This is a genomic window from Pseudomonas sp. SCPG-7 (assembly GCF_002156405.1).
Lineage (GTDB): Bacteria > Pseudomonadota > Gammaproteobacteria > Pseudomonadales > Pseudomonadaceae > Aquipseudomonas > Aquipseudomonas parakoreensis.
In genome coordinates, this window is record NZ_MVOO01000001.1 from 677,944 (window position 1) to 704,261 (window position 26,318).

At 61.4% G+C, this 26,318-nt stretch carries 19 protein-coding genes and 1 tRNA gene; 7 read left to right on the forward strand and 13 right to left on the reverse strand.

Annotated features, from left to right (window positions below; translation table 11 throughout):
* The first annotated feature begins 125 nt into the window (after positions 1-125).
* Both B1722_RS03110 and B1722_RS03115 read left to right on the forward strand, forming a co-directional pair.
* On the forward strand, positions 126-1,508 hold the full coding sequence (locus tag B1722_RS03110) for an aspartate aminotransferase family protein (protein WP_086791285.1): 1,383 nt from the start codon (positions 126-128) through the stop codon (positions 1,506-1,508).
* A gap of 194 nt (positions 1,509-1,702) precedes the next feature.
* On the forward strand, positions 1,703-2,995 hold the full coding sequence (locus B1722_RS03115) for an OprD family porin (protein WP_086791286.1): 1,293 nt from the start codon (positions 1,703-1,705) through the stop codon (positions 2,993-2,995).
* Between the two features lie 152 nt (positions 2,996-3,147).
* On the opposite strand, the gene B1722_RS03120 is transcribed toward B1722_RS03115, so the two are convergent.
* The 7 genes from B1722_RS03120 to fdnG all read right to left on the reverse strand — a co-directional run bounded on the left by B1722_RS03120 (position 3,148) and on the right by fdnG (position 12,219).
* Positions 3,148-3,243, reverse strand: a tRNA-Sec gene (locus B1722_RS03120).
* Between the two features lie 7 nt (positions 3,244-3,250).
* A complete protein-coding gene (selB, locus tag B1722_RS03125; RefSeq protein WP_041064108.1) occupies positions 3,251-5,167 on the reverse strand; it encodes a selenocysteine-specific translation elongation factor in 1,917 nt (638 codons plus the stop codon).
* The gene (gene selA / locus B1722_RS03130) at positions 5,164-6,576 is read right to left on the reverse strand and encodes an L-seryl-tRNA(Sec) selenium transferase (RefSeq protein ID WP_086791288.1); all 1,413 of its coding nucleotides are present in this window, start codon (positions 6,574-6,576) and stop codon (positions 5,164-5,166) included. The genes selB and selA overlap by 4 nt, the downstream gene beginning before the upstream one ends.
* A gap of 49 nt (positions 6,577-6,625) precedes the next feature.
* On the reverse strand, positions 6,626-7,552 hold the full coding sequence (fdhE, locus tag B1722_RS03135) for a formate dehydrogenase accessory protein FdhE (protein WP_086791290.1): 927 nt from the start codon (positions 7,550-7,552) through the stop codon (positions 6,626-6,628).
* A 3-nt stretch (positions 7,553-7,555) separates the two neighbouring features.
* Positions 7,556-8,221, reverse strand: coding sequence for a formate dehydrogenase subunit gamma (locus B1722_RS03140; protein ID WP_086791292.1), 666 nt, complete (start codon positions 8,219-8,221; stop codon positions 7,556-7,558).
* Positions 8,218-9,153: a formate dehydrogenase subunit beta gene (fdxH, locus tag B1722_RS03145; protein ID WP_041064120.1), complete on the reverse strand. Its 936-nt coding sequence runs from the start codon at positions 9,151-9,153 to the stop codon at positions 8,218-8,220. Before fdxH ends, B1722_RS03140 begins: the two co-directional genes overlap by 4 nt.
* Positions 9,154-12,219 (reverse strand): formate dehydrogenase-N subunit alpha, encoded by a 3,066-nt coding sequence (gene fdnG, locus B1722_RS03150; protein ID WP_140395979.1) that lies wholly within the window; start codon positions 12,217-12,219, stop codon positions 9,154-9,156. It abuts the gene before it with no gap.
* Between the two features lie 320 nt (positions 12,220-12,539).
* On the opposite strand from fdnG, the gene B1722_RS03160 reads away from it, so the two are divergent.
* The 4 genes from B1722_RS03160 to B1722_RS03175 all read left to right on the forward strand — a co-directional run bounded on the left by B1722_RS03160 (position 12,540) and on the right by B1722_RS03175 (position 16,592).
* Positions 12,540-13,694 (forward strand): MalY/PatB family protein, encoded by a 1,155-nt coding sequence (locus B1722_RS03160; RefSeq protein WP_086791298.1) that lies wholly within the window; start codon positions 12,540-12,542, stop codon positions 13,692-13,694.
* Between the two features lie 206 nt (positions 13,695-13,900).
* Complete coding sequence (locus B1722_RS03165; RefSeq protein ID WP_086791300.1) at positions 13,901-14,758, forward strand: glucose 1-dehydrogenase; 858 nt, start codon at positions 13,901-13,903, stop codon at positions 14,756-14,758.
* 6 nt (positions 14,759-14,764) lie between these two features.
* Positions 14,765-16,108, forward strand: coding sequence for a sodium:proton antiporter (locus B1722_RS03170; protein WP_086791302.1), 1,344 nt, complete (start codon positions 14,765-14,767; stop codon positions 16,106-16,108).
* Positions 16,109-16,295: 187 nt separating this feature from the next.
* Positions 16,296-16,592, forward strand: a complete 297-nt coding sequence (locus B1722_RS03175) for a hypothetical protein (RefSeq protein ID WP_086791537.1) — start codon at positions 16,296-16,298, stop codon at positions 16,590-16,592.
* A gap of 54 nt (positions 16,593-16,646) precedes the next feature.
* Here B1722_RS03175 and B1722_RS03180 read toward each other — a convergent pair whose 3' ends face one another.
* The 4 genes from B1722_RS03180 to B1722_RS03195 form a co-directional block, all read right to left on the reverse strand.
* Positions 16,647-17,183, reverse strand: a complete 537-nt coding sequence (locus B1722_RS03180) for a hypothetical protein (protein ID WP_041064140.1) — start codon at positions 17,181-17,183, stop codon at positions 16,647-16,649.
* 66 nt (positions 17,184-17,249) lie between these two features.
* The gene (locus B1722_RS03185) at positions 17,250-19,172 is read right to left on the reverse strand and encodes a PAS domain-containing sensor histidine kinase (RefSeq protein WP_086791539.1); all 1,923 of its coding nucleotides are present in this window, start codon (positions 19,170-19,172) and stop codon (positions 17,250-17,252) included.
* Between the two features lie 76 nt (positions 19,173-19,248).
* Positions 19,249-21,540 carry an ATP-dependent DNA helicase gene (locus B1722_RS03190; RefSeq protein ID WP_086791304.1) on the reverse strand — a complete coding sequence of 764 codons (2,292 nt, stop codon included), beginning with the start codon at positions 21,538-21,540 and terminating at the stop codon, positions 19,249-19,251.
* Positions 21,537-23,189, reverse strand: a complete 1,653-nt coding sequence (locus tag B1722_RS03195; RefSeq protein ID WP_086791306.1) for a VRR-NUC domain-containing protein — start codon at positions 23,187-23,189, stop codon at positions 21,537-21,539. Before B1722_RS03195 ends, B1722_RS03190 begins: the two co-directional genes overlap by 4 nt.
* A gap of 205 nt (positions 23,190-23,394) precedes the next feature.
* On the opposite strand from B1722_RS03195, the gene B1722_RS03200 reads away from it, so the two are divergent.
* Positions 23,395-23,619, forward strand: a complete 225-nt coding sequence (locus B1722_RS03200; protein WP_086791308.1) for a YgdI/YgdR family lipoprotein — start codon at positions 23,395-23,397, stop codon at positions 23,617-23,619.
* 120 nt (positions 23,620-23,739) lie between these two features.
* On the opposite strand, the gene B1722_RS03205 is transcribed toward B1722_RS03200, so the two are convergent.
* Entirely contained in the window at positions 23,740-24,114 is a 375-nt protein-coding gene (locus B1722_RS03205) for a hypothetical protein (RefSeq protein WP_041064152.1), read from the reverse strand.
* Positions 24,115-24,370: 256 nt separating this feature from the next.
* Positions 24,371-26,224: a polyurethanase gene (locus tag B1722_RS03210; RefSeq protein WP_086791310.1), complete on the reverse strand. Its 1,854-nt coding sequence runs from the start codon at positions 26,222-26,224 to the stop codon at positions 24,371-24,373.
* Positions 26,225-26,318: the final 94 nt, after the last annotated feature.

Consider the following 26,318-nt stretch of genomic DNA (forward strand, 5'->3'; position numbering starts at 1 on the left):
CCTACGGTTTTCTTTTTTTATCGACAAATATTTTCTTTACAAAAATATTTTTAAGTGACAAATATTAGCCGTGCACCGCTGGAATGAACGCGCACTCACTTGCCCCGTTTCTCTGGAGAACCGCCATGTCCGCCGAATTCGATCCGACCCGCAGCACCCGCGATTACCAGGCCGCCGACGCCGCCCACCACATTCACGCCTTCGTCGACCAGAAGGCGCTCAACGAGGAAGGCCCGCGGGTGATGGTCAGCGGGGATCGCCTGGCGCTGTGGGACAACGACGGCAAACGTTATCTGGACGGCATGTCCGGCCTGTGGTGCACCAACCTTGGCTACGGACGCAAGGATCTGGCCGCCGCGGCCACCGCGCAGCTGCAACAACTGCCCTACTACAACATGTTCTTCCACACCACTCACCCGCAGGTGATCGAGCTCTCCGAACTGCTGTTCAGCCTGCTGCCCAGGCACTACAGCCACGCGATCTACACCAACTCCGGCTCCGAAGCCAATGAAGTGCTGATCCGCACCGTGCGCAAGTTCTGGCAGGTGATGGGCAAACCCGAGAAGAAAATCATGATCGGCCGCTGGAACGGCTACCACGGCTCGACTCTCGCCGCGACGGCGCTGGGCGGCATGAAATTCATGCACGAAATGGGCGGCACCATCCCTGACGTCGCGCACATCGACGAACCATACTGGTTCGCCCACGAAGGCCACCTCAGCCCCGAAGAGTTCGGCCTGCAGGCAGCGCGGCAACTGGAAGACAAGATTCTTGAACTGGGCGCCGACAAGGTCGCTGCGTTCGTCGCCGAACCGTTCCAGGGCGCTGGCGGCATGATCATCCCGCCCGCCACTTACTGGCCGGAAATCCAGCGCATTTGCCGTAAGTACGACGTGTTGCTGTGCGCCGACGAAGTGATTGGCGGGTTTGGCCGCACCGGCGAATGGTTTGCGCACCAGGCCTTCGGTTTTGAACCGGACACGCTATCGATCGCCAAAGGCCTGACCTCCGGCTACATCCCCATGGGCGGCCTGATCCTGTCGCGACGCATGGCCGAAGCGCTGGTGGAAAAAGGCGGCGTGTTCGCTCACGGCCTGACCTATTCCGGTCACCCGGTGGCGGCTGCGGTGGCCATCGCCAACCTCAAGGCCTTGCGCGATGAAGGCGTGGTCACGCAGGTCAAAAACGACACCGGTCCGTACCTGCAAAGCTGCCTGCGCGAAGTGTTCGGCAACCATCCGCTGGTGGGCGAGATTCAGGGCGTCGGGCTGGTGGCGGCATTGCAATTCGCCGAAGACAAAGCCACCCGCAAGCGCTTTGCCAGCGAGAACGACATCGCCTGGCGCTGCCGCACCATTGGTTTTGAGGAAGGCCTGATCATTCGATCGACGCTGGGCCGAATGATCATGGCCCCGGCATTGATCGCTACGCGGGCGGAGCTGGATGAGTTGGTCGACAAAACGCGCATCGCCGTGGATCGCACCGCTCGCGAATACGGCCGCCTGTAACCCATAGCCCCTGTGGGAGCTAGCCGGCTAGCGAAAGCGGAGTGTCATTCAACATCAATGTCGACTGGCAGGCCGCCTTCCCTAGCAGGCTAGCTCCCACAAGGGCACTCGGTTGAACTCAGCACATCGGCTCAATCCGGCCCGGTTGATCGTGCCCATCATCGGAGACCTTCCCTGATTGTCGGTCTCCCTCGATGGCTCCCTCGACACCACGCTTTGCACTGTTGGCCCTGCTTTGCGCAGCGACCGACACGGTTTTCGCCAGCGACTTCTTCAACGAAGCCAAAACCGACGTGCTCAGCCGCAACTTCTTCCTGAGCAACGACTACCGCTCGCCCTCGCCCTCCGGCAAAAACTATAAGCAGGAATGGGCCCAGGGTTTTATTGGCACGTTCACCTCTGGCTACACACCGGGCAGCGTCGGTTTTGGCATCGATGCCCACGCCTTTCTCGGCCTGAAACTCGACGGCGGCAAAGGTCATTCCGGCACGGGGCTGTTGCCGGTCGACAGCAGCGGTCGCAGTGAACCGAACTACTCCAGCGCCGGCGGCGCGTTCAAACTCAAGGTTTCGCGAACGACCCTCGCGTTCGGCGAGATGACTGTGGAAACCCCGGTATTCGACACCTCGGACAAACGCCTGCAACCGGAATACGCCACAGGTTTACTGTTGAACAGCCGTGAAATCGATAACGTAAACCTCACGGCTGGACACTTCACCGCGTTCAAGAATCAGGACAGCTCTTCGAGCCACGGCGACTTTTCCGGCTACGGCGCCACCACCGAGGCCGGCGGAATCAGTTTTCTCGGCGCCGATCTATACGGCGACAGCTCCGTCGGTGGTTCGCTGTACGCTTCGGAACTGACAGACACCTGGCATCAGTACTACGCCAATCTGCACGTCAAACAGTCCGGCCTGCTGCTCGACGCCAACCTCTACCACACCCGCGATACCGGCCGCGCGCTGGCCGGCGCCATCGATAACACGGCGTTCAGCCTGTCCGGCAAGTACAACTTTGGCCCGCATGGATTGATGCTCGGCTGGCAACGCATCAATGGCGATACACCGTTCGATTTCGTGGGCGGCGACTCGATCTACCTCGCCAATTCGATCAAATACGCCGACTTCAACGGCGCCGGCGAACGTTCCTGGCAAGCACGCTACGACCTTGACCTCGGCGCCTTCGGCATCCCCGGCCTGACCTTCATGACCCGATATGTTCGCGGCAGCCACATCGACGGCACCCACGCGCCCAAGGGCGGCGCGTACAACCTGTTCGATGCCGACACCGGCGACTATCAGCCGCAGCAAGGCGCTGGCGGCAAGCATTGGGAACGGGACATCGACCTGAAATACATCGTGCAATCGGGAGCGGCGAAGGATTTGTCGGTGCAGCTGTCGCATGTCTCGCACCGAGCGAATGAGGCACAGGCCGGCGATGATATCGACCGGATTTATGTGGTGATTCAGTATCCGCTGGGGTTTTGATGGCGGGTGGTCAAACCCAGACTCAGAGCCGACGTCACCTACGAATCCATCGACTGGAAAGACTCCACGAAGCCGCCGACAACGCCCCCCCTGTGGGAGCGAGCAAGCTCGCTCCCACAGGGGATTCAGTGCGTCGTGAATGCTGCGGTAATTGGCGGAAGGCAGCCGGAGTCGAACCTGCCCGGGAACGGATGCCGTCCCCAACCGGGTTTGAAGCCCGGCCGCGCCACCGGGCGCGATTGCCTTCCTTTGAACTCAGGGTGCGTCGGCACTGGCCAGCGCATTATCGTGGCGAATCACGCGGGATTCGCCAATGCGTCGGGTCAGGCCGACGCGGTCGAAGTATTCCAGGTACTGAATACAGCGTTTGCGTCCCAAGCCTAGCGCATCACGAAAAGTTGTCACCTGGATCTGTGGATTTTCCTGCTCGAGTTGCAACAGGACGTCGGCCATGCGCCGCAGTTGCCCGGCAGACAGAAACAGATCGCGCACCACTTGGTGCATCAGCCCCAGGCGCGCCAGTTTGCGCAGCAGCAGGCGCACCGCCGCGTCGTCTTCACCGAGCATTTTCGCAACATCGCGCACCCACGGCGGATCGTAGCCGGCCTCTTCGAACAGCGGCTGCATGCGTTGCCACAGGGTTTCGTCTTCGGCATTCAAACGCACCTGATGATCTGGCAGATGCAGCCACGGCCCGCTGGCGTTGATCGATCCGGCGCTGCGCAGTTCTTCCAGCAGGCTGGCAAAGGTCGAGCGCTCCAGCGCCAGACCACTGAAGCGTCGCAGACGGTCGCGATCCGGTCCCATCTGGTCCGGTTCCAGCTCATGCAGTCTGGCCAACTGCTCCAACAGGGTGAACTTCAATTGCCCCCAGCGCTGCACGTTGAACAGCACCGGGCCTTGGCGGGTATCGATCAGGCGCACGTTGGCCGGTAGTGACCAGTCTTCACGCGGGCGATTGAACTGACGCTCCAGCCGTTGCGGATCGAGGCCGCCCGCGCTGTGGTCGAGCAGCAGTGGTAGCGCTTGCTCAAGACTGTCGCTGTCGGCCAGCGCTTGCAGCTGTGCCAACCGTTCCGGGCTGCGGCGCTGCCGGGCCGGGGCGAACGGGTCGAGCACCTGACCGCCGCCGAGGGTGCGTTGCGCGCTCTGGTCACGCAGGATCAGGCGATCGCCCTTCACCGCGTGCACCGGGGCGTTGATCAGCAATTGCGCGAACATGCGCTCGCCGGCACGCAAACGCGGGCCTTCAAGCAATGCCACACGGGCGATGACGTCCTGAGTGCCGAGGTGCACGTGCACCGGGTGAAAGTGTTCAAACGTGCGCTCGCCAAGCAGCAGTTGAAATTCAATGTCGACCCGTTGCGTCGGCGCGTGCAGCCATTCGGCCAGCAGCCATTGGCCGCGATGAATCTGCTCCAGGGTCAACCGGTCACCACTGATATTCAGCGCCACCCGTTGCCCGGCAAAGGCTTGTTCGGCGGCTTGATTCTGCGCGTGCAACCCGCGCACCCGCACCGCTTTACCGGACGGCCCGAGGGCCAGTTTATCGCCGACGCAAACCGCGCCCGACAACGCGGTGCCAGTCACCACGATCCCGGCGCCCGCCACGCTGAAGGCGCGATCAATGGCCAGGCGAAAACCACCTTCGCGGCTGCGCTCATGGACTTCACGTTGAACCTGCAGCAAGTTCTGGCGCAGTTCATCGACGCCCTGCCCGGTCACGCTGGACACCGTCAGCATCGGTGCTTCGGCAAACGGCCCGGTTTCCAGCAGGTCGAGTACCTGACGTTCAACCTCTTCCACCCTGCCCGGTTCGACCCGGTCGCATTTGGTGATCGCCACCAGTGCCCGGGGAATGCCCAGCAACTGCACAATCGCCAGATGCTCACGGGTTTGCGGCATCACCCCGTCGTCCGCCGCCACCACCAGCAACACCAGATCGATGCCCTGCGCGCCGGCGAGCATGTTGTGGGTGAATTTTTCGTGGCCCGGTACATCGATGAACCCGGTCAGCCCGGCACCGGGCTCCAGCTCCGCGTAGAGATAACCGAGGTCGATGGTCATCCCGCGCTCGCGCTCCTGCGGGCGGCGGTCGCCGGTTTGCCCGGTCAGGGCTTGCAGCAAGGAAGTCTTGCCGTGGTCGATGTGCCCGGCGGTGCCGACGATCACGACTCGACCTGCAACTGCGGCAACTGCGCCAGCCACGCCGGTTCATCGTCGAGTTGGCGTAGATCGAGCCACAGCGCATCATCGTCAATACGCCCGAGCACCGGGATCGGTAACCCGCGCAGCGCCGCTTCCAGAGTCAGCAGACAACGCCCGCGCATGCGTTTCGACACCTGCGGGCGCAGACACAGCGCCGCACTCGGCAACCGCGCCACCGGTTGGCTGCCGCTGCCGATCATGCCCAAGGCCTGCACGGCGCTGATCTGCCAAGGTTCGCCCAAGACCTCAGCCATCGCCGGTTGTAAACGACAAGCCTGGGCGAGGATCTCGGCTTGCGGACGAGTCAACAGCCGCAAACTCGGCAGACGTTCGGCGAGGCGATCCGGATCGCGATACAGGCCAAGCACCGCTTCCAGTGCGGCCAGGGTCAACTTGTCGACCCGCAAGGCGCGCTTCAACGGATTCTTTTTGATCTTCGCGATCAAGTCTTTGCGCCCGACAATCAACCCGGCCTGCGGCCCGCCGAGCAATTTGTCGCCACTGAAGGTGACGATGTCCGCGCCATCAAGCAGCGCCTCCCTTACTGTCGGCTCCGCTGGAAGGCCCCAGCGAGTCAGGTCGAGCAGACTGCCGCTACCCAGATCTTCCAGCAACGGCAAACCATGCCGATGCGCCAGCTCGGCCAGTTCGGCGGTGGGCACCCGGGCGGTAAAGCCTTCGATGCTGTAGTTGCTCGCATGCACGCGCATGATCAAGCCACTGCGTGGGCTGATCGCGGCTTCGTAGTCGCGGGCGTGGGTGCGGTTGGTCGTGCCGACTTCGTGCAGGCGCACGCCGGCGCGGGCCATGATGTCGGGGATGCGGAACGCGCCGCCGATCTCGATCAGTTCGCCGCGCGAGATGATGCCTTCCTTGCGCGCGCCGAGACTGTTGAGCGTCAGCAACACCGCAGCGGCATTGTTGTTGACCACGGTGACGGCTTCGGCGCCGGTCAGTTCGCGGATCAGGCCTTCGATCAGGTCGTCGCGATCACCGCGCTTGCCGGTCGCCAGATCGAATTCCAGATTGAGCGGATAACGTGCGGCCATCTGCACCGCGTCGATGGCTTCTTCGGGCAACAACGCCCGGCCGAGGTTGGTGTGCAGTACCGTGCCGGTCAGGTTGAACACCCGCCGTACGTTGCTGCGCTGCTGCTGGGCCAGACGTTCGCCGACGCGGCCGGCGAGCACGTCGGGGCTGATTTCGATCGCCGACAATTGGCCGTTCAATACGCTGGAACGCAACTCATCGAGCAACTGGCGCAAACCGGCCAGCAACGACTCACGGCCATAACGCTCGGCCAGCGGCAGACAGGCCGGGTGACGTAACAACCCATCAATGGAAGGTAAACGCGGGGCCACACTTGCGGACATCAGCCACTCCCGAAAAAACAAGACTGTCCGGCGAGTGTAGACGTTCTGGTCATTCGTCTCCCGGCGCCAGCAACAGATTCGGTGCCAGGCGCTGATAACCGTCCTGCGCCAGACGCATGTCGAGCAGCAGGCTGGTGAGATCCGCCGACAGCGCTTCGCTTTCGGCATCGTTTTCCAGGTACACCAGCTTCAGATAGCTGTTGCAGCTCGGGCACACCTCCGCCCGAATCGGCGCCTGATTGGCGGCGTGGCGATCATCCTCAAGGCTCAGGTAATCCAGCCCCTTGCTTGACTCGCAATACACGCACTTGACCCGCACCACATGCCATTCACAGGCGCACAGCGAACACACCAGATAACGCAGACCGTTGTGCTTGCCGCGATGGCGGATCACCCCGGCCATCGCCGGTGAGCCGCAGCCCGGGCATTGGCTGAGGCTGTCGCCGGGTTTCAGTTGCAGGTTCGCTGCGCTGAGCAGCCAATGGCTCCACGCCGCTTGCAGGCCGGCGCCGAGGAACGGCACCAGCGCCGCCGGCACCATTGAATACTGACCGCTGACCAGCGCCACGGCCCACGCGCGCAATTGCCCGACACTGGCACCGCGCAATGTGGCGAGCGCGTCGACTACGGCGGGTTGCTCGGGCGCCACGTAACGTTGCAATAAAGCATCCAGATAAGCCTGCCAAGCGTCTTCGCGAACCAGTGTGTCGGCAGCAAACGGCGGCAAACCATGCAACTGGCAGGCTTCGATCCTTTGCTGATCAAACGGTGCTGTCAGCGGCGGATCATCGAAAACCTGCTGCTGAGCCCGGCACAATCCGGCGATCAGTCGCAGGTAATCGGCCAGCGGATGCCCGTGAGCCAATTGCTCCAGGCGCTGGGCGCGCAAGGTGAACAGGTTGTGCGGCGGCAGGTGCAGAAACGGCGGCGAACTGGCCGCCGCCTCGATTTCCCCGGGTTCAAGAATGGTTGGCAAAAGTCAGCCCTTTTTGGTGATCGGTCGCTCCGGCACGTCCGGATTGCGTTCATTACGGGTGATGTCGCGATACCAGAGCTCGTGGTGTTTCCTGGCCCAGGCGCGACTGACCCAGCCATGCAGCATCGCGTCCACCGAGCCCTTGATCCACAGCCCGGCGTAGATGTGAATGATGATGCTGAGGATCAGCACAAACCCCGCCAGCGCATGCAGGAGCATGGCCCAGCGAATCACGGTGATGCCGAAGTACGCGCTGAAATACGCGCGCCAGATCACCAGCCCGGTGAACAGCAAGCCAAGCATGCACAGCAGTAAAGTCCAGAACAGCAGCTTCTGCCCGGCGTTGTATTTGCCCACCGGCGGCACGCTTTCTTCATCGTTGACCAGCACCCGGTCGATGCGGCGCAGCCACTTCCCGTCGTTGTTGATAAAGAAGTTCGCGCGCCAGAAACGGAACACCAGGCCGAGGAACAACACGAACATCAGCACGCCCATGAACGGGTGCAGAATCCGCGTCCACGGCCCGCCGCCGAACAGGTGGGTCAGCCAGAACATCGACGGATGAAACAATGCCAGCCCCGACAGCCCGGCCATGAAGAACAGAATCGCCACCAGCCAGTGATTGGTGCGCTGGTTGGCGGTGTAGCGCAGGATCGTCTTGTTGCTCATGGCCGGTCCTCCCCGCGTGGATCGAAGGTGTGCACCGCCGGGTCGACAACGTGCACCGAAGTATCCGGCGGCGTCGGATGTTCATCCTCCTCGACGCGATTAGGCCCGATACGCACGTAGTGGAAGAACCCGGCGAGCACCGCCGCACCCATTGCCAGCAAGCCCAGCGGCTTGCTGATACCTTTCCACAAGCCCACCAGCGGACTGATGGCTGGCGTATCCGGCAACCCGGCGTAGATTTTCGGCGTGTCGGCGTGGTGCAGCACGTACATCACATGAGTGCCGCCGACGCCTTCCGGGTCATACAGCCCGGCATTGTCGAAGCCACGGCTTTTCAGGTCGACGATGCGTTCGGCAGCGTGCTCCTTCATGTCTTCCTTGCTGCCGAAGACGATGGCGCCGGTCGGGCAGGTTTTCACGCAGGCCGGCTCCAGCCCTACCGCGACGCGGTCGGAACACAAGGTGCATTTGTAGGCCTTGTGATCCTTCTGCGAGATCCGCGGAATGTTGAACGGGCAACCGGTGATGCAATAACCGCAACCGATGCAGTGATCCTGATCGAAATCGACGATGCCGTTGGCGTGCTTGATGATCGCCCCCGGACTGGGGCAAGCCGCCAGGCACCCCGGCTCGGCGCAATGCATGCAGCCGTCCTTGCGGATCAGCCACTCCAAGTTGCCGGCGTCGGTTTCGTGTTCGGTAAAACGCATCAAGGTCCAGGTTTCTGCGCTAAGGTCCTGCGGGTTGTCATAGGTCCCGTGGTTGTGGCCGACCTCGTCGCGCAGCTCGTTCCATTCCGAGCAGGCGACCTGGCAGGCCTTGCAACCGATGCATTTGGTGGTGTCGATCAGCTTGGCGACTTCCTGCTGATTCCTCACCGAGGGCGGCACCGTGGTGGTGGCCGAGCGAGCAATGATGTCTTGGCTGGCCATTTACAGTTTCTCCACGTTGACCAGGAATGACTTGGATTCCGGGGTCTGTGTGTTGCCATCGCCGAGGAACGGCACCAGGGTGTTGGTCAGGTAACCGTGGCGTGTCTGGCCGGTGAATCCCCAGTGCAGCGGGATGCCGATCTGATGCACCACCTGGCCGTTGACCTGCAGCGGCCGGATGCGTTTGGTCACCACCGCCACCGCCTCGATGAACCCGCGCTTGCAACTGACCCGTACCCGATCTCCGGCAGCGATGCCCTTCTCCTTCGCCAGCACTTCACCGATTTCGACGAACTGCTCGGGTTGGGCAATCGCATTCAACTTGCAATGCTTGCTCCAGAAGTGGAAGTGCTCGGTCAGCCGGTAACTGGTGCCGGCGTACGGGAAGTCCTTGGCTTCGCCGAGGCTTTCCCAGACCGAGTCGAAGATCCGCGCCGCCGGGTTGCTGGTGGCTTTCTTGTTCTGCGGGTGCAGCGGGTTGATGCCGATGGGCGTTTCGAACGGCTCGTAGTGCTCGGGGAAAGGCCCTTCGTTCATCTTGTCGACGGCGAAGAACCGCGCCACGCCTTCGGGGTTCATGATGAACGGGTTCATCCCGGCTTCCGGCGGTACATCGGCCTTGTAGTCCGGCACATCGGTGCCGCCCCAGGCCTTGCCGTTCCACCACACCAGACGTTTTTTCGGATCCCACGGTTTGCCCGCGACGTCTGCCGAAGCGCGGTTGTAGAGAATCCGCCGGTTGGCTGGCCACGCCCAGGCCCAGCCCAGATGCTGGTGCATGCCATACGGGTCGGCGTTGTCACGCCGGGCCATCTGATTGCCGGCCTCGGTCCAGCTGCCGGCGAAGATCCAGCAACCGGACGCGGTGCTGCCGTCGTCCTTGAGCTGAGCGAATGCCGCCAGTTGCGAACCGGCCTTGACCGTCGCGCCACTGGCATCGGTGAAGTCGGCCATGGCGCTGCCGTTGATTTCCTTCGCCAGTTCTTCCGGCGAAGGTTCGTCGGGGATCTTGTACGGCCACGACAGTTTCAGCAGCGGATCGGGGAATTTGCCGCCCTCGGCCTGATAACGCTTGCGCAGGCGCAGGAACAGTTCGCTCATGATGCGGATATCGGTTTGCGCTTCGCCCGGGCCGTCAGCGCCCTTCCAGTGCCATTGCAGCCAGCGGCTGCTGTTGACCAGCGAGCCGTCCTCCTCGGCGAAGCAAGTGGTGGGCAGGCGAATCACTTCGGTCTGGATCTCCGCGCTTTTCACGTCGTTGTACGGCCCGACGTTGTGCCAGAACTCCGAGGTCTCGGTGGCCAGCGGGTCCATCACCACCAGCCACTTGAGTTTGGCCAGTGCGCCCATGACCCGGTTCTTGTCCGGCAGCGCGGCGATGGGGTTGAAGCCTTGGCACATGTAGCCGTTGACCTTGCCCTGGCTCATCAGGTCGAACATTTTCAGCACGTCGTAGTTGGGAATGTCGAGTTTCGGCAAATGGTCATAGAGCCAATTGTTCTCGACAGTGGCGTTGGCGCCGTACCACGACTTCATCAGACTGACGTGGAACTTGCTGTAGTTCTGCCAGTAGGACAACTGCCCCGGACGCAGTGGCATTTGCGTGCGCTTTTTGATGAAGGCGTTGTAGTCCTGCTCGGCATCGCCCCCCAGGGTCAGATAACCCGGCAGTGCGTTGGACAACAACCCGAGGTCGGTCAGGCCTTGAATGTTCGAGTGGCCGCGCAAGGCATTCACACCGCCGCCGGGCATGCCGACGTTGCCCAGCAGCAATTGCACCATCGCCGCGCTGCGGATGATCTGCGCGCCAATCGAGTGCTGCGTCCAGCCGAGGGCGTAGAGAATGGTCATGGTCTTGCCCGGGATCGAGCAAGTGGCGATTTCTTCCCAGATCTTTTTCATCGCCTCGACCGGCATCCCACAGATCTGGCTCGCCAGATCAATGTTGTAGCGGCTGTAATGCTGCTTCATCAACTGATAGACGCAGCGCGGGTCCTGCAGGGTCGGGTCGACCTTGACGAAGCCGTCCTCGCCCAGCTCGTAACCCCAGCCGGATTTGTCGGTGTAACTGCGCTTGGCCGCGTCATAGCCGCTGAAGAGACCGTCTTCGAAGCTGAACCCGGCTTTGACGATGAACGAAACGTCGGTGTAGTTGCGCACGTACTCGTGCTGGATCTTGTCCTCGGTCAGCAAGTAATTGATCAGCCCACCCATGAAGGCGATGTCGGTGCCGGTGCGAATCGGCGCGTAATAGTCGGCCACCGAAGCAGTCCGGGTAAAACGCGGGTCGACCACGATCAGCCGGGCAGCGTTGTGCGCCTTGGCCTCGGTCACCCATTTGAAGCCGCAGGGATGCGCTTCTGCGGCGTTGCCACCCATCACCAGGATCAGATTCGCGTTGGCGATATCGGTCCAGGTATTGGTCATGGCACCACGGCCGTACGTCGGGGCAAGACTTGCCACCGTCGGGCCGTGTCAGACACGCGCCTGGTTATCGAACCCCAGCATACCGAGACTGCGAATCACCTTTTGGGTGATGTAGCCCGCTTCGTTGGACGCTGCCGACGCGGCAAGAAACCCGGTGGTGAGCCAGCGGTTCACCGTTTGCCCGGTGGCATTTTTCTCGATGAAGTTGGCGTCGCGGTCGGCCTTCATCAGATCGGCGATGCGATCCAGCGCTTCATCCCAACCGATCCGGGTCCATTCGCTGCTGCCGGGCTTGCGCATTTGCGGGTACTGCAAACGGCCGGGGCTGTGAATGAAGTCCAGCAGGCCCGCGCCTTTTGGACACAGGGTGCCGCGGTTGACCGGGTGGTCGGCGTCGCCCTCGATGTGAATGATATTTTGCGCGACGTTCTTCGCGGCATCGCCCTGGCTGTACATGATCAACCCGCAACCGACCGAGCAATACGGACAGGTGTTGCGGGTTTCATGGGTGTGGGCAAGCTTGAAGTGACGCACCTGCTCGGCGAAGGCCTGCGTCGGGGCCATGCCCAACGCGCCCAGGCTAGAGCCTGCAAGGCCGATACCGGCGACCTTGAAGAATTGACGACGGCTGAGATCCATCGTGCACTCCTGATCAGGTGGAACCCGGTACTTGAGCCGGGCTTTTTCTGGACAAACACGGTTACGGCAGAATGGCTGCCGGCTTTTTCACTGTAGACAATGACCACACGCTCTGTGTGAAAACCGACCGTCGGCCGTTTGTCGGTCTATTGGCCAATGAACGCAAAACCCTGTGGGAGCTGGCTTGCCAGCGAAAGCGGTGGATCAGTCAACACTAATAGCGACAGTGACGACGCCATCGCTGGCAAGCCAGCTCCCACAGGGGTCGCGTTGGGCTTAGAATGGCGCCCAGAACCAACCCCGCCTTCACGAGACCGCGCATGACTTTCGATTTTGATCAGGTATTCGACCGCCACCACACCGGCAGCACCAAATGGAGCCGCTACCCGGCCGATGTGTTGCCGATGTGGGTCGCTGATATGGATTTCGCCGCGCCGCCGGTGATCATCGAGGCATTGCAACAACGCCTGTTGCACCCGCTGGTGGGCTACAGCGTGGCGCAGGACAATCTGCGTGAAGCCATCGTCGCCGACCTGTGGAACAAGTTCGCCTGGCAGGTCAGACCGCAGGAGCTGATCTTCCTGCCGGGCGTTGAATCCGGTTTCAACATGGCTTTGAAAGCGCTGGTGCAGCCGCAGCAAAACGTCGTGGTGCAGGTGCCGAACTACCCGCCGCTGCGGCATGCGCCGGGGCATTGGGGGCTGAACAAGGTCGAGCTGGAATTCATCCCTCAGGCCGATGGCAGCTACGCCACCCCGCTGGAGACCCTGCGCGAATCGCTGAATGGTGGCGGCGCCCTGCTCCTGAGCAACCCGCACAACCCGATCGGCAAAGTGTTTAGCCGTGAAGAACTGCAAGCCGTAGCGGATATCTGTGCGGCACAGGACGCCTGGATCATCTCCGACGAGATCCACGCCGAGCTGTGCTTCGACGGCCGCGTGCACATTCCGACCGCGTCCCTCAGCCCGGAAATCGCCAAGCGCACGATCACCCTGATGTCGGCGAGCAAGGCCTACAACATCGCCGGCCTCAAAACCTCGTTCATGATCATCCAGGACGCCGCCCTGCGCGAGCGCGTCAACCACGCCCGTTGCGGCATGGTCGACAGCGTCAACCCGCTGGGCATGGAAGCCACCCGCGTCGCCTACAGCGAAGGTGCGCCGTGGCTGGCCGAGCTGAAAACCTATCTGCAGGCCAACCGCGACTGGCTGGTGGCTGCGGTGCGCAGCCGCTTGCCGGGCGTGACGATCAATGTGCCGCAAGGGACCTATCTGGCGTGGCTCGATTGCTCGGCGCTGGACCTGGACAATCCGCAGCAGTTCTTCCTTGAACAGGCCAGGGTCGGTCTGAGCGCCGGGCTGGATTTCGGCGATCAGCACCAACAATTCGTGCGCCTGAACTTCGGCTGCCCGCGGTCGTTGCTCGAAGAGGGTATCAGCCGCATGGAGCGCGCCCTGACCCAGCGCAATACCTGAAAACACCACCTCCCCTGTAGGAGCTGCCGCAGGCTGCGATCTTTTGATCTTGTTTTAAAAAACCAAAGTCAAAAGATCGCAGCCTGCGGCAGCTCCTACAGGGGGTTTGCGTTTGCTGTTGGTGTGCAGCGCAAATCCGATCGAACTCACGGCAAACCGTCCGGGTCAACCGCCCATACCCGCCCTGAGAACCTCGGAGATTTGTGATGACCGATTACCCAAAACCACCCTTCCCCAAACAAGCTCAAGCCGTGCCGGGCTCGCAAAGCAACATGCAGCCCTACCCCGATTGCGGCGAGCAGACCTACGTCGGTTCCGGGCGGCTGGCTGGCAAGATTGCGCTGATCACCGGCGCCGACAGCGGTATCGGTCGCGCGGTGGCGATTGCCTTCGCCCGTGAAGGCGCTGACGTGGTCGTGGCCTATCTGAATGAACATGACGATGCCAAAGAGACCGCGCGCTGGGTCGAACAGGCGGGCCGTCAGTGCCTGCTGCTGTCCGGCGACCTCGCACACAAGGCCCATTGCCAGGAACTGGTGGACAAGACGGTCGAACGCTTCGGGCGCATCGACATTCTGGTCAACAACGCGGCGTTCCAGATGACCCACGAAACCTTCGAAGAAATCCCCGATGAAGAATGGGTGATGACTTTCGACGTCAACATCACCGCGATTTTCCGCCTGTGCCAGGCGGCGATCAAACACATGCGCCCCGGCGCCTCGATCATCAACACCAGCTCAATCAACTCGGACATGCCCAAACCCACCCTGCTCGCCTACGCCACCACCAAAGGCGCGATTGCCAACTTCACCGGCGGTCTGGCGCAGATACTCGGGCCGAAAGAAATCCGCGTGAACTGTGTGGCCCCGGGGCCGATCTGGACGCCGTTGATTGTCTCGACCATGCCCGATGAGGAAGTGCAGAACTTCGGCCGCGAAACCCCGCTCGGTCGTCCCGGACAACCGGTGGAAGTGGCGCCGATCTACGTGCTATTGGCCTCGGATGAAGCCAGTTACATCACCGGGCAGCGATACGGCGTCACCGGCGGCAAGCCGATGTTGTAAGCCTCCATGAGCTTTGCCATCTGGGTCGCGGTACTGGGTGCCGTGTTGCTGACCTTGGCGCTGACCTCGTCGTACCTGCGCTGGATGCCGGTTACCACTTCGGCCGTGTGCCTGTTGTTGGGGATCGGCATCGGTCCCAGCGGTCTGGACCTGCTGAAGCTGTCACTGGAAGACGCCTCGGTGTGGATGGAACACCTCACGGAAGTGGCGGTGCTGTTTTCGCTGTTTGTCTGCGGCCTCAAGCTGCGCCTGCCACTGCGCGACAGGCGTTGGCGGATTGCGTTCGGGCTGGCCGGCCCGGTGATGGTGCTGACCATCGCCGGGGTCAGCGTATTGCTGCATTGGGGCCTGCAACTGTCGTGGGGCCCGTCGCTGCTGATCGGGGCGATGCTGGCGCCGACCGATCCGGTGCTGGCGGCGCTGGTACAGGTCAACGATGCGCGGGACGTCGACAGTGTGCGCTTTGGCCTGTCCGGTGAGGCCGGGCTCAATGACGGCATCGCGTTTCCGTTCGTGATGCTCGGTTTGCTGCTGTTGAAGGCCGACACGCAACCCGGCGCACTGACCGATTGGGTGCTGCACGGTTTGCTTTGGGCGGTGCCGGTCGGACTGCTGAGCGGTTACTGGATGGGTCGCAGTATCGGTCGGTTGACCCTGTCGCTGCGCATTCGTAACGACGACAGCACCCTGAGCCCGAATGACTACCTTGCGCTGTCACTGATTGCCCTGGCTTACGTCGGCGCAGAGGCGATTGGCGGTTATGGTTTTCTGTCGGTGTTCGCTGCCGGTCTCGGCTTGCGCCAGGAGGAAGTCAAATCCACCGGCGCCAGCCAACCGCCGGCCGAGCATCTGGTGCAACCGGTGGTGGGCCATCAGAACATCGAACCGCAGGACGCGGTGCACGGCGATACCGAACGACTGGAAAGCAGTCAGGTCGCCGCCGGCATCATGATGGGCGACATGCTCTCGTTCGGCAGCCTGGTGGAACGGGCCATGGAAGTGTTTCTGGTAACGCTGCTCGGCGTGGTACTGGTGCCCTATTGGGACTGGCGGGCATTAATCATTGGCGCAGTGTTGTTCTGCGTGGTACGTCCGGTCTGCGTCGCGCTGATGCCCTGGGGTAACTTGCTGGATGGTGGTCAGCGCCTGTTGATCGGCTGGTTCGGCATTCGCGGAATCGGCAGTCTGTTTTATCTGTTTTATGCCTTGAACCATGGTCTGAGTCCTTCAGTCGCGACGTTGTGCACCCACATCACGTTGTCGGTGGTGGCACTGAGCATTTTGCTGCATGGCATCAGCACTCAGCCGTTGCTGGCGCGCTATGAGCAACGGCAAAAACGAAAAAGCTGATTTTTCCGGTGGGATTATCTTGGGAAATCCATCGAAGTTTTTTCTGAAAATAAATGGATCCCTCTTCAGATTCCGACAGTCACAACCATAACCCCTCGCTGGATGCACTCGGCGGGGTCCGGCAGGTTCGGTTCCCCTGCGGCTTGCAGCCCATGAAGAGGAATCTTTGGATAACAAGGTCACGGTCATGAAAGAATGCTCGAATCCGGCACATATCAAGGCTTGCAGGGCTTTGGCCCTGGAACGCAATCGTCAACTGTTCGAAGATGCCCACGCCCTCAACCGCGCCGCTTACGAGCTGCTGGAAGCGGACAATCTGGACCTTGAGCAGTTTGAGCACTATCGAGCACTGCGCCGCAAAGCCGATATGAAGTTCGAAGAAGCCATCGATCACTTGTGCGTGCTCAACGAGGACTTTCCGCCGATTCCGATGTCCCCGCATCACTCGCAGGCATTGCGTCGGCAGCTAGAAACCGTCGAATAAAGCGCACAAGAAAAAGCCCGGCTGCGAAGTCCGGGCTTTTTCTTTGGGTGGCGCTCAGCCCCCCGGGTTGGTCACCTGAATGAACACCGCATAAGCGCCCAGCAGGATCCAGAATGTGGCGAAAATCCACGGCGTGCGCACCGAAAACAACAGCGATTTGCGATAGCCCTTATGGCTTGACTCCATCTCGCTGAACAGTGGCGACTCGTCGTAAGCCATGCCCATGATCGGTTCGCTGCGCAACAACTCGCTCTGTTTGTAATGCCAGTGGTCAATGATGTCGTACGCGGCACGAATCCCCGGCCACGCATTGAGCGAGCTGAGCAGCCCGAGCAACGCCAGAAACGGCGGCACCACCAGCGTGAACAGTTTGCCCCACTCGGGGTTGAGGTTGGACATGCACGAAGCAAACGCAATCACCAGAAACGACTGCGCGGCCAGATAGGCATCGGTGCGGTTGGCCAGAATGCTGGTTTCGTACTGAATTTCCTTGCGATAGAAATCCAGCCGTTCCTTGGGTGAGCCGAACATCTTGGCATCGTGTTCGGTCAGGTGTTCTTCAGCGCTGGGCTGAGTCAGTATGCGAGGCAAGGGACGCACGCTCCGGGGCGGGGAAACCTGTTAGAAGGCCCCTGCCCCGGACAAGTTCAGGCGGATTCACTTCATCGACCGGGCGATGATTTCCATCAGGTTCAACTGGGTGAACGGCTTGGGCAGACGCGGCAATTGCGCGGCAAAACCCTCCAGACGTTCGGCGTAACCGGTCGCGAGGACGATCGGCAGATCCGGTTTGAGCAGACGCACTGCGTGCGCCAATTGCGCGCCGCTCATCTGCGGCATGGCCATGTCGGTGATCATCAGATCGATGACTTCGCCCTGCTCGAACAACGCCAGCGCCCTGGCACCGGAGGTCGCGCTGACCACACGATGGCCAAGGTCTTCGAGCAACAACGTGGTGCTGGTCAACACCAGCGAATCGTCGTCGACGACCAGCACGCTGAGGCGTGGCACCGTGATGGGGGCGCTGCCGGGCTGCACCCGTGGAGCCAGTGCGCCATCCACCGCGACCGGTAACCAGAGTTCGGCTGCCGTGCCTCGTCCCTTCTCGCTCTTGAGGATGAAACGGCCACCGAGCTGCTCAATGAATCCATGCACCATCGACAGCCCCAGCCCGGTGCCTTTGCCCAGGCCTTTGGTGGTAAAAAACGGATCCCGGGCCGAGGCCAGCGTGTGCTCGTCCATGCCTTCGCCGGTGTCGCGCAGACTCAGGCACACATAACGTCCCGCCGCCATGGTCGAATCGCCCGCTTCAAGGACGACTTCCGCCCGGGCGCTGATCACCACGTTGCCGCCATCGGGCATGGCGTCGCGGGCATTGGTCGCCAGATTGAGCACCGCCAGTTCCAGTTGATTGGTATCGGCCATTACCGGTTCCAGTCCGTCGGGCAGTGAGGTTTCGATACTGATCCCCGGCCCCAGCGAACTGCGCAACAGCCCGGTAATGCCTTGCACCAGTTGCACGATGTCGACCGGTTCGGTCTTGAGCTCCTGACGCCGGGCAAAGGCCAGCATGCGTTGGGTCAGTGAGACGCCGCGCAGCGCACCTTGTGTGGCATTTTCCAGCAGGCGATTGATTTTCGGGTCGTCACCCACACGCTTGCGCACAATCTCCAGGTTGCCGAGGATCACGGTCAGCAGGTTGTTGAAGTCGTGGGCAATGCCGCCGCTGAGCTGACCGATGGCTTGCATCTTCTGCGCCTGGAGCAATGCCTCGCGGGTTTTCTCCAGCGCCTGCTGCGATTCATGGACCTCAGTCACGTCACGGGTAATTTTCGCGAAGCCGAGCAATGTCCCGGTCTCGCCACGAATGGCATCCACCACCACATGGGCGAAGAATCGGCTGCCGTCCTTGCGCACTCGCCAGCTTTTGTTTTCGAAACGCCCTTCCCGCGCCGCGATTTCCAGCGCCCGTTGCGGCTCGCCGCGCTCGCGGTCCTCAGCGGTGTAGAAGACCGAGAAATGCTCGCCGATGATTTCTTCCGGCCGATACCCCTTGATCCGCTGGGCGCCCTGATTCCAGTTGGATACCCGACCGTCGGGGCTGAGCATGTAAAGCGCGTAGTCCGTGACGCCCTGCACCAGCAGACGGAACTGCTGCTCGCTTTGCTTGAGGGTTTCTTCGGCCATTTTGCGGTCGGTCAGGTCGCGGGTGATCTTGGCGAAGCCCAGCAGCGTGCCGTCCGGATCGATGATCGGGTCGATCACCACATGGCACCAGAAATGCGTACCGTCCTTGCGAACGCGCCAGCCTTCGCCTTCGAATCGGCCCTCGCGGATTGCGGTGTCCAGCGCCCGTTGCGGCAAGCCCGCCGCGCGATCCTGCTCGGTGTAGAAACGCGAGAAATGCTCGCCGATGATTTCTTGCTTCTCGTAGCCCTTGAAGCGTTTGGCCCCCGTGTTCCAGCTGGTGATGATGCCGTCCGGATCGATCATGTAAATCGCATAATCGACCACCGCATCGATCAGCAGACGGAAACGCATCTCCTCGATCGCGGCAGTTTTGCTCGGGTTGTCACTCATCAGGTTCACCGCTGGTTTTCATTAGCGCAAGTATGCGGCAATCCGGCGCCATGGGAAGGTGTAAACGCGCTTCAATTCACGGCGTGATCAGCGGATTGATCGAGGGCGCGTCTGTGCCGAGCGACCACCAGCGTGGCAACAGTTGCTGGATCCTGGGTTCGGCGAAGCGGTCATCGATCAGCATCACCACGCCGCGATCCTCACGCGTGCGGATCACCCGCCCGGCAGCCTGCACCACCTTCTGCACGCCCGGATACAGATAGGTGTAGTCGTAACCGGCACCGAAAATCGCCGCCATGCGCCGTTTCAACTGTTCGTTGACCGGGTTGAGCTGCGCCAGCCCCAGAGTCGCAATGAACGCGCCGATCAGCCGTGCCCCGGGCAGGTCGATGCCCTCACCGAACGCACCGCCCAACACGGCGAAGCCGACGCCCTGGCTGTCGGCGGTGAACTGATCGAGAAAGGCCTGCCGCTGCCCTTCGGCCATGCCCCGGGACTGCTGCCACAGATTGATCTGCGGATGGCGTTCGGCGAGCAGCGTCAGCACCTGTTGCAGGTAATCGAAGCTGCTGAAGAACGCCAGGTAATTGCCTGGGCGTTCACTGAACTGGCGGGCGATCAGCTCGACGATCGGTTCCAGCGACGCCTGCCGATGATTGAAGCGCGTGGAAATGCGGCTGACGATCTGCACCTGCAGCTGTTCGGCGCTGAACGGCGATTCGACATCGATCCAGACCGTGTCGGCGGGCGTGCCGAGCAGATCGGCGTAATAGCGCCGCGGGCTAAGTGTCGCCGAGAACAGCACGCTGCTGCGCGCCGCTTTCAGGCGCGGGCCGAGGAACGCCGCCGGCACCACATTGCGCAGGCACAGTTGCGAAAGCGGTCGTTTACGCTCGAGGTCGCGCTTGCTGATGTCGAACAGGTAATGCTCGTCGAACAGCTCCGCGACCCGGCCAAACTGCAGCATGTCGAAATAGAAGGTTTGCAGCGCGCTGTCGAGCCCCTGCGGATGATCATTGAGGTAATCGCCAATGGCCGCGCTGCACAGGGACACGGCTTGCAGCAGTTTCTCCGGGGCTTTGTCGTAGGCTTGATACGGCGCCAGTTGCGGCTGATGCAGCGCGTTCCACTCGCGGTTGACCCGTTGCAGGGATTTCTTCAAGGCTTCGGGGGCGGACTTGCGTACGCTGGCCAGCGCGGCCTGATCGAGACTGGCGCTGTACATCGAGCGCCCGCGTTCGACCAGGTTGTGCGCTTCATCGGCCAGCACCGCGACTTTCCACTGGTTGAGCTGAGCCAGACCGAACAGCAGCGCACTGAAATCGAAGTAATAGTTGTAGTCCGCTACCACCACGTCGGCCCAGCGCGCCATCTCCTGGCTCAGGTAATACGGGCAAACCGTGTGCTGACGGGCCACTTCGCGCATCGCCGCCTGATCGAGCAGATTGATCCGGCTGGCCGCTTGTCGGGCGGCGGGCAGGCGATCATAGAAGCCCTGGGCCAACGGGCAGGATTCGCCGTGACAGGCTTTGTCCGGGTGTTCGCAAGCCTTGTCCCGGGCGACCATCTCCAGCACCCGCAGCGGCAAATGTTGCGCTTGATCGAACAACACCTGACTGGCATCCAGCGCCAGTTTGCGCCCCGGGGTCTTCGCGGTCAGAAAAAACACCTTGTCCAGTTGCTGCGGCGCCAGCGCCTTGAGCAGAGGGAACAACGTGCCGAGGGTCTTACCGATCCCGGTGGGCGCCTGGGCCATCAGACAACGGCCGGTGCTGACCGCCTTGAACACCGATTCGGCCAGATGCCGTTGGCCGGGGCGAAAGTCGGCATGGGGAAAGGCCAATTGCTGTGCGGCAAGGTTGCGCGCCTCGCGATGGGCCATTTCCTGCTCGGCCCAGTTCAGGAACAACCGGCATTGTTGTTCGAAAAACGCCTGCAAGACCGGCGCACTGAAGGCCTCGACCAGACAGGTTTCCTTTTCGCTGACGATGTCGAAATACACCAGCGCCAGATTGATCTGTTCAAGTTCAAGCTTGTGGCAAATCAGCCAGCCGTAGATTTTCGCCTGCGCCCAATGCAACTGGCGATGGTTGGCCGGTTGCTTGCTGAGGTCGCCGCGATAGGTTTTGACTTCTTCCAGGCAGTTCTGCGCCGGGTCGTAGCCGTCCGCCCTGCCCCTGACTTTCAATTGCAGAAACTCGCCTTCCAGCGCCACCTCGCTTTGGTATTTATCGCTGCGCCGTGAAGCCACGGTACGGTGCCCGAGCATGCCTTCGAGCGCTGTCGGCGAAGGGGTAAAACGCAGGTCGAGGTCGCCGGTCTTGGCGGTGAACTCGCACAGGGCGCGGACGGCAATGCTGTAGCTCAAGCGCTCTGCTCCGCCCATTGCACGTAGCACACGGCGACCGGCATCTGGTGTTGGTGGCAGAACTCCAGCCAGCGCAGCTGGTTGTCCTGCAGGCGGTCACCCGGGCCTTTGACTTCGATCATCCGGTAGGTCTTGTGCTGCGGCCAGAACTGGATCAGGTCGGGCATACCGGCGCGGTTGGCCTTGATGTCGAGCAGCAGGCGATTGAACCAGTGCTTGAGGTGCTGGGCAGGCAAGCACGCCAGCGCCTGCTCCAGCAGTTGCTCATTCAACGCGCCCCAGAACACGAACGGCGACTGCACGCCCCATTTGGCGACGAACCGCTCACGAATGGTTGCGGCGTAACGGCCATCGTCGAGCTGATCGAGGCAGGCCTGGAACAGTTCGGCGCGGCGTGGCTGAAAGTCTTCGTTGAGCAGGTCCACCGGCCCGCGCTGAAAAGGATGAAAAAACGCCCCCGGCAGCGGCGCGAATATCGCCGGCCAGCACAGCAGGCCGAACAGCGAGTTGATCAGGCTGTTCTCGACGTAATGCACCGGGCCGCTGTCTTCGTGCAGATGCGCTTGCACATGGAACTCCACTGACAATCCCGGATCAGTGCGCGGCAGTTGCAGATCGAGGCGCTCGACCGGGCGTGGCGCTGCCCGCTTGAGCGGCGGCCCGCCGAGTTTGCGCCGCAGCCGTGGCAACATCCGTTGCAGGCTCTGTTGTTCAGCGGCGCTTTCCGGCGCCTGTTCGGCAAGCGTCGCGAGCTGCAGCGCCCGTGCGTATTCGCCGCAGCGCTCCAGCACGCGGATCATTCGCTGACGGGCGCCGGGATAGGCGCAATCGCGGTAAATGCTCAGCGCCAGGGCGAACTCAGTGATGCGTTCGCAATACTGGCCGATCTGGAACAACACCTTGCCGCGCCGCCGTTGCAGCCACGGGTTGTCGAATTGCAGTGCGCTGACCTGCTCGACAATGGCTTCCAACGGCTCACCCGCTTCAAAGCGTTGCTGGCACTGATGCAAGAACAGGCAGGCGTCGACGTCTTCGCGGCTGCGCAGGCCACGGGAGTCGGCGCAGAATTCGACTTTTTCGTAGGTAAAGATGCCGAGGTCGGCGAGGACGAATTCCGACCAGTCCTGGTACAGGTTGCCGAAGAACATCAGACGCAGACGGTCGCACAGGTCCATGATGGTCAGGCTGAGCAAGCGGTCGCCGAGCGTCGGTGCCCAATCGGAGAGGCTGCGCGACTCGCTGAATTGCTCGGCGAGCGCCGGCAGCCAGTCGTCCTTGCGCCCCTTGGGCTGTTCGATGAACTGGCCGAACGCCTGCAGCAGTTCAGCCTTGAGCAACACGTCGAACACCTCGGCCACGCTCAACAGAGCCTGATCGTCGAGCCAGCCGTGACTCAACAATGGCTGCGCAGCGTCGCTGATGTCGCCGATTTCCGGGTAGTTGAGTTTGCCGAGGCGAAAATGCACGCCCTTGCGCATGACCATGCGCACCAGCAGCCCCTGCGAAGCGCGCGGCAAGATCTTGAAGTCGCGGATGAAGCCATGCTCGGATTCGCTCATCACATCGGCATAGCGAAGCTCAAGCCAATCAAGTACTTGCCGGAAGTTGTTGAGGTAATAGAACGGATCGTCGAGTGGGTTGGCAGTCACGGGAATTCAGGGCCATGGCGAGCGAGTACTGGTTATGCGTACAGATACCAGCTCTGCCCGGTCGCGTGCAAACGGAAAAAGATCAATGGCAGCGGCAATCGGGATTTTTTCAGGGTGACATCGAACTTTTCTCGGTTCGATGGCACCAACCGCGTTAGAGACCGGATACGGTCAATTCATATGGAATGAGGTATTTGAGGTGGGTATGAATATCAAGACTCTGGGTCTTCCCCTGGCGGTAGTCGCCTTACTGGCATTGGGCGGTTGCTCGACACCGACCGTGGTGACCTTGCAGAACGGCACCCAGTATTTGACCAAGGACATGCCGAAAACCAAGAACAAGGACGGATTCTATGAGTTCGAGGACATTTCCGGGACCAAGGTGAAGGTCCGCTCCGATGAAGTAGCGACCGTACGCAAGGAAGACTGACACCCCGTTTTACCTGTAGGAGCTGCCGCAGGCTGCGATCTTTTGATTTTGATTTTAAAAACAAGATCAAAAGATCGCAGCCTGCGGCAGCTCCTACAGGGAGAGCGTGATCTGTGTGGGTTATTCGAAAGCAGGCAAGCCCACAAGGCTGTGATCACAGCTGAAATACTGCTCACCGCGCCGCGCCAGCTCGGCTTGCAGACGTCGGCAGCGCTCCAGATCCTGCTGGGTCATGCGGTCAATGCTCAGATTGCCAGTGGCCTGCTGTTGTTTACCGTCACCCAGGCGAATGGTCACGAACGGCTGTTCGGGCTGGATCTGAAACAGGCTTTTCTCTTCAACCGGTTCGATTGCTTCCGTCTTCGCCGGTTTCGGCAGTTGATCGCTGCTGATGCCATAGCGGCTCAGAATCGAGGTTGGCGGCAGATCGGCCCAGGCATTGGCCGATAACAGCGCCAGTCCGACAAGTCCGACATACCCCTTGACCCTTCTCACGTGTGCATCTCCTGTACTCAATGGCGGCTGGCTATAGAACGTGTGGGCACGTGCTGGCTTTAGGCCGCTTTTGCTGTTTGCACAGCTTTTGAGTCAGGGTGTGGCTATCGAGTCACTTTTGATACCGAGTAATCCTTCAATCGCGGGCAAGCCCGCTCCCACAGGTTATAGGCCGTTCACAAAGCTTGTGTACGCCGCAAAACCCTGTGGGAGCGGGCTTGCCCGCGATGGCGTCCTTACAGACGCCGCTTCAACCTCAGGCGATCACAATTCCATCGGCGCTGAGGCTATTCAGCGCCACCCCAACCAGCGTCACCGAGTCACCGCCAAACTTCAGTACCGTGTCCTGCCCCACCGTCGAGGCATGTGCGCGGAAGTCATCATTGGGCAACACACCCTGTACGCCAAGGAACACCAGTTTGTCGTTGGCCGTAAAACCCACCACCCGATCCTGACCGAACGCGCCGTTGAACAGGAACGTATCCGCGCCGCCCCCGGACTCCATCAGGTCATTGCCGGCGCCACCGACAAACACGTCGTTACCCGTGCCACCAATCAAGTGGTCGTTGCCGTCCAGGCCGAACAGCCAGTCACCACCGGCATGCGCCTTCAGCGTATCGGAGCCGCTAGTGCCTTTGACGCTGGACTCGTACTGGGTGACGTTGTTGCCGACCTTCAAACCGCTGGCCGTGACGCTGTGGGTCACGTCGTCCTTGAACAGGCCCCAGAGGAAGCCTGGCTCCTTGGTGACGATGCTGCCGATGTCACGGGTGATGCTGATCCCACCATTGGCGTCGCGGATGTACAGGTTGCCGGCGCCGTCGTTGGCAAAGTCGAACTTGCTCACCGACTGCTGCAAATCGAGGGTGTTGTTGCCGGCGCCACCGAGAATCACGTTGTAACCGCCAGCATCACGGAAAGTGTCGTTGCCGGCGCGCCCTTCGAGGTAGTCATTGCCGCTGCCGCCCTGGATCAGGTCGTTGCTGTCGCTGCCGATGATGAACGTGCTGCCCTTGTGGGTTTCGGCGTTGCGGTTCAGGTCCTGTACCCAGGTGTTGGCCCGCGCCGGGTCCGACAGGTTGGCGACGATGATCGTCGAGTCCTTGCTGGTCAGGTCATAAAACTTCGACTCGATGATCCGGTTCATGCCGTCGCCGTAAGCGGTCGGCAGGTGCGAGATCCAGGTCGGAATATTAAGAATCGAGAACGGCAGCAGATTCCACGCGGTCGAGGCGTAGTGATCGTTGAAGCTGACGATGTTGTCGGTGGCCGATTCCTTGGGCGCGTCGTGCACGCCGACCGAGGCGCCGGTGAAGGTCGAGCCGTCGAGGGCGCGGAACACCGGATCGTTTTCGTAACCGACGTTGAGCACCTTGTCGGTGCTGCTTTGGGTCGGCGAGGCGTAGGCGATGTAGTTGGAATCGGCGAAGAATCCGCCCCACTTGCCGCCACTCAGGTCAGCCATGCTGTTGACCGCCAGCCCGCCGAGGCTGTGGCCGCTGACCAGCACGTCTTTGCCGCTGAGGCCATTGGCCTTGGCGAACGCCACCACGTCATTCAGTAGATTGCCGAACGCTTCGCCGACGTAATTCTTGGCGTAGTCCTTCGGGCCGAAAGCTGCCAGCAGGTCGTTGATCACGTCGCCGATGGAGTCGAGGATCAGGTTTTCCCGCGGGCCGCTGGTGCCGCGAAAAGCGATGCCGATTTCCGTGAGATGGCCCTGAGCGTCGTACTTGCCCAGAATTTCCACCTGAGCGGTGGTGTAACCGGCCTTCTCGCCGAAGAAGGTTCCGCGCGCGTCGGTCTTGCCGTCGTAGCCCAGTTGCGAGGCGGTGATCGGTGTCCAGCCAGCCTTTTTCACCGCGTCGAGGGCGAGTTTTTCCGAGTCGGGGTTCCACGGAATGCCGGGGATCACCCCTTGCGAATCGGTGCCACCGAGCAGCGCGGTCACCAACGTGGCGGGCAGGCCGAGGCCGAAACCGTTGTGCTGATAACCGGCGGCAAAGCCGTTATCGAGGTTGTGATAGGAATACAGCGTGATCGCCATGGCATCGCTGAACAATGCCTTGGAATCGGCTGTACCGAAGTTCTTGTAGTCATACACACCCATTGCTATTGCCTCTCTTTTGTTGGAATTGTCAGAGATAGCTCACAGCCAGGGCGCCCCTCACGGGCACGCCCCGGAGCATTTCAGTACTACTTGC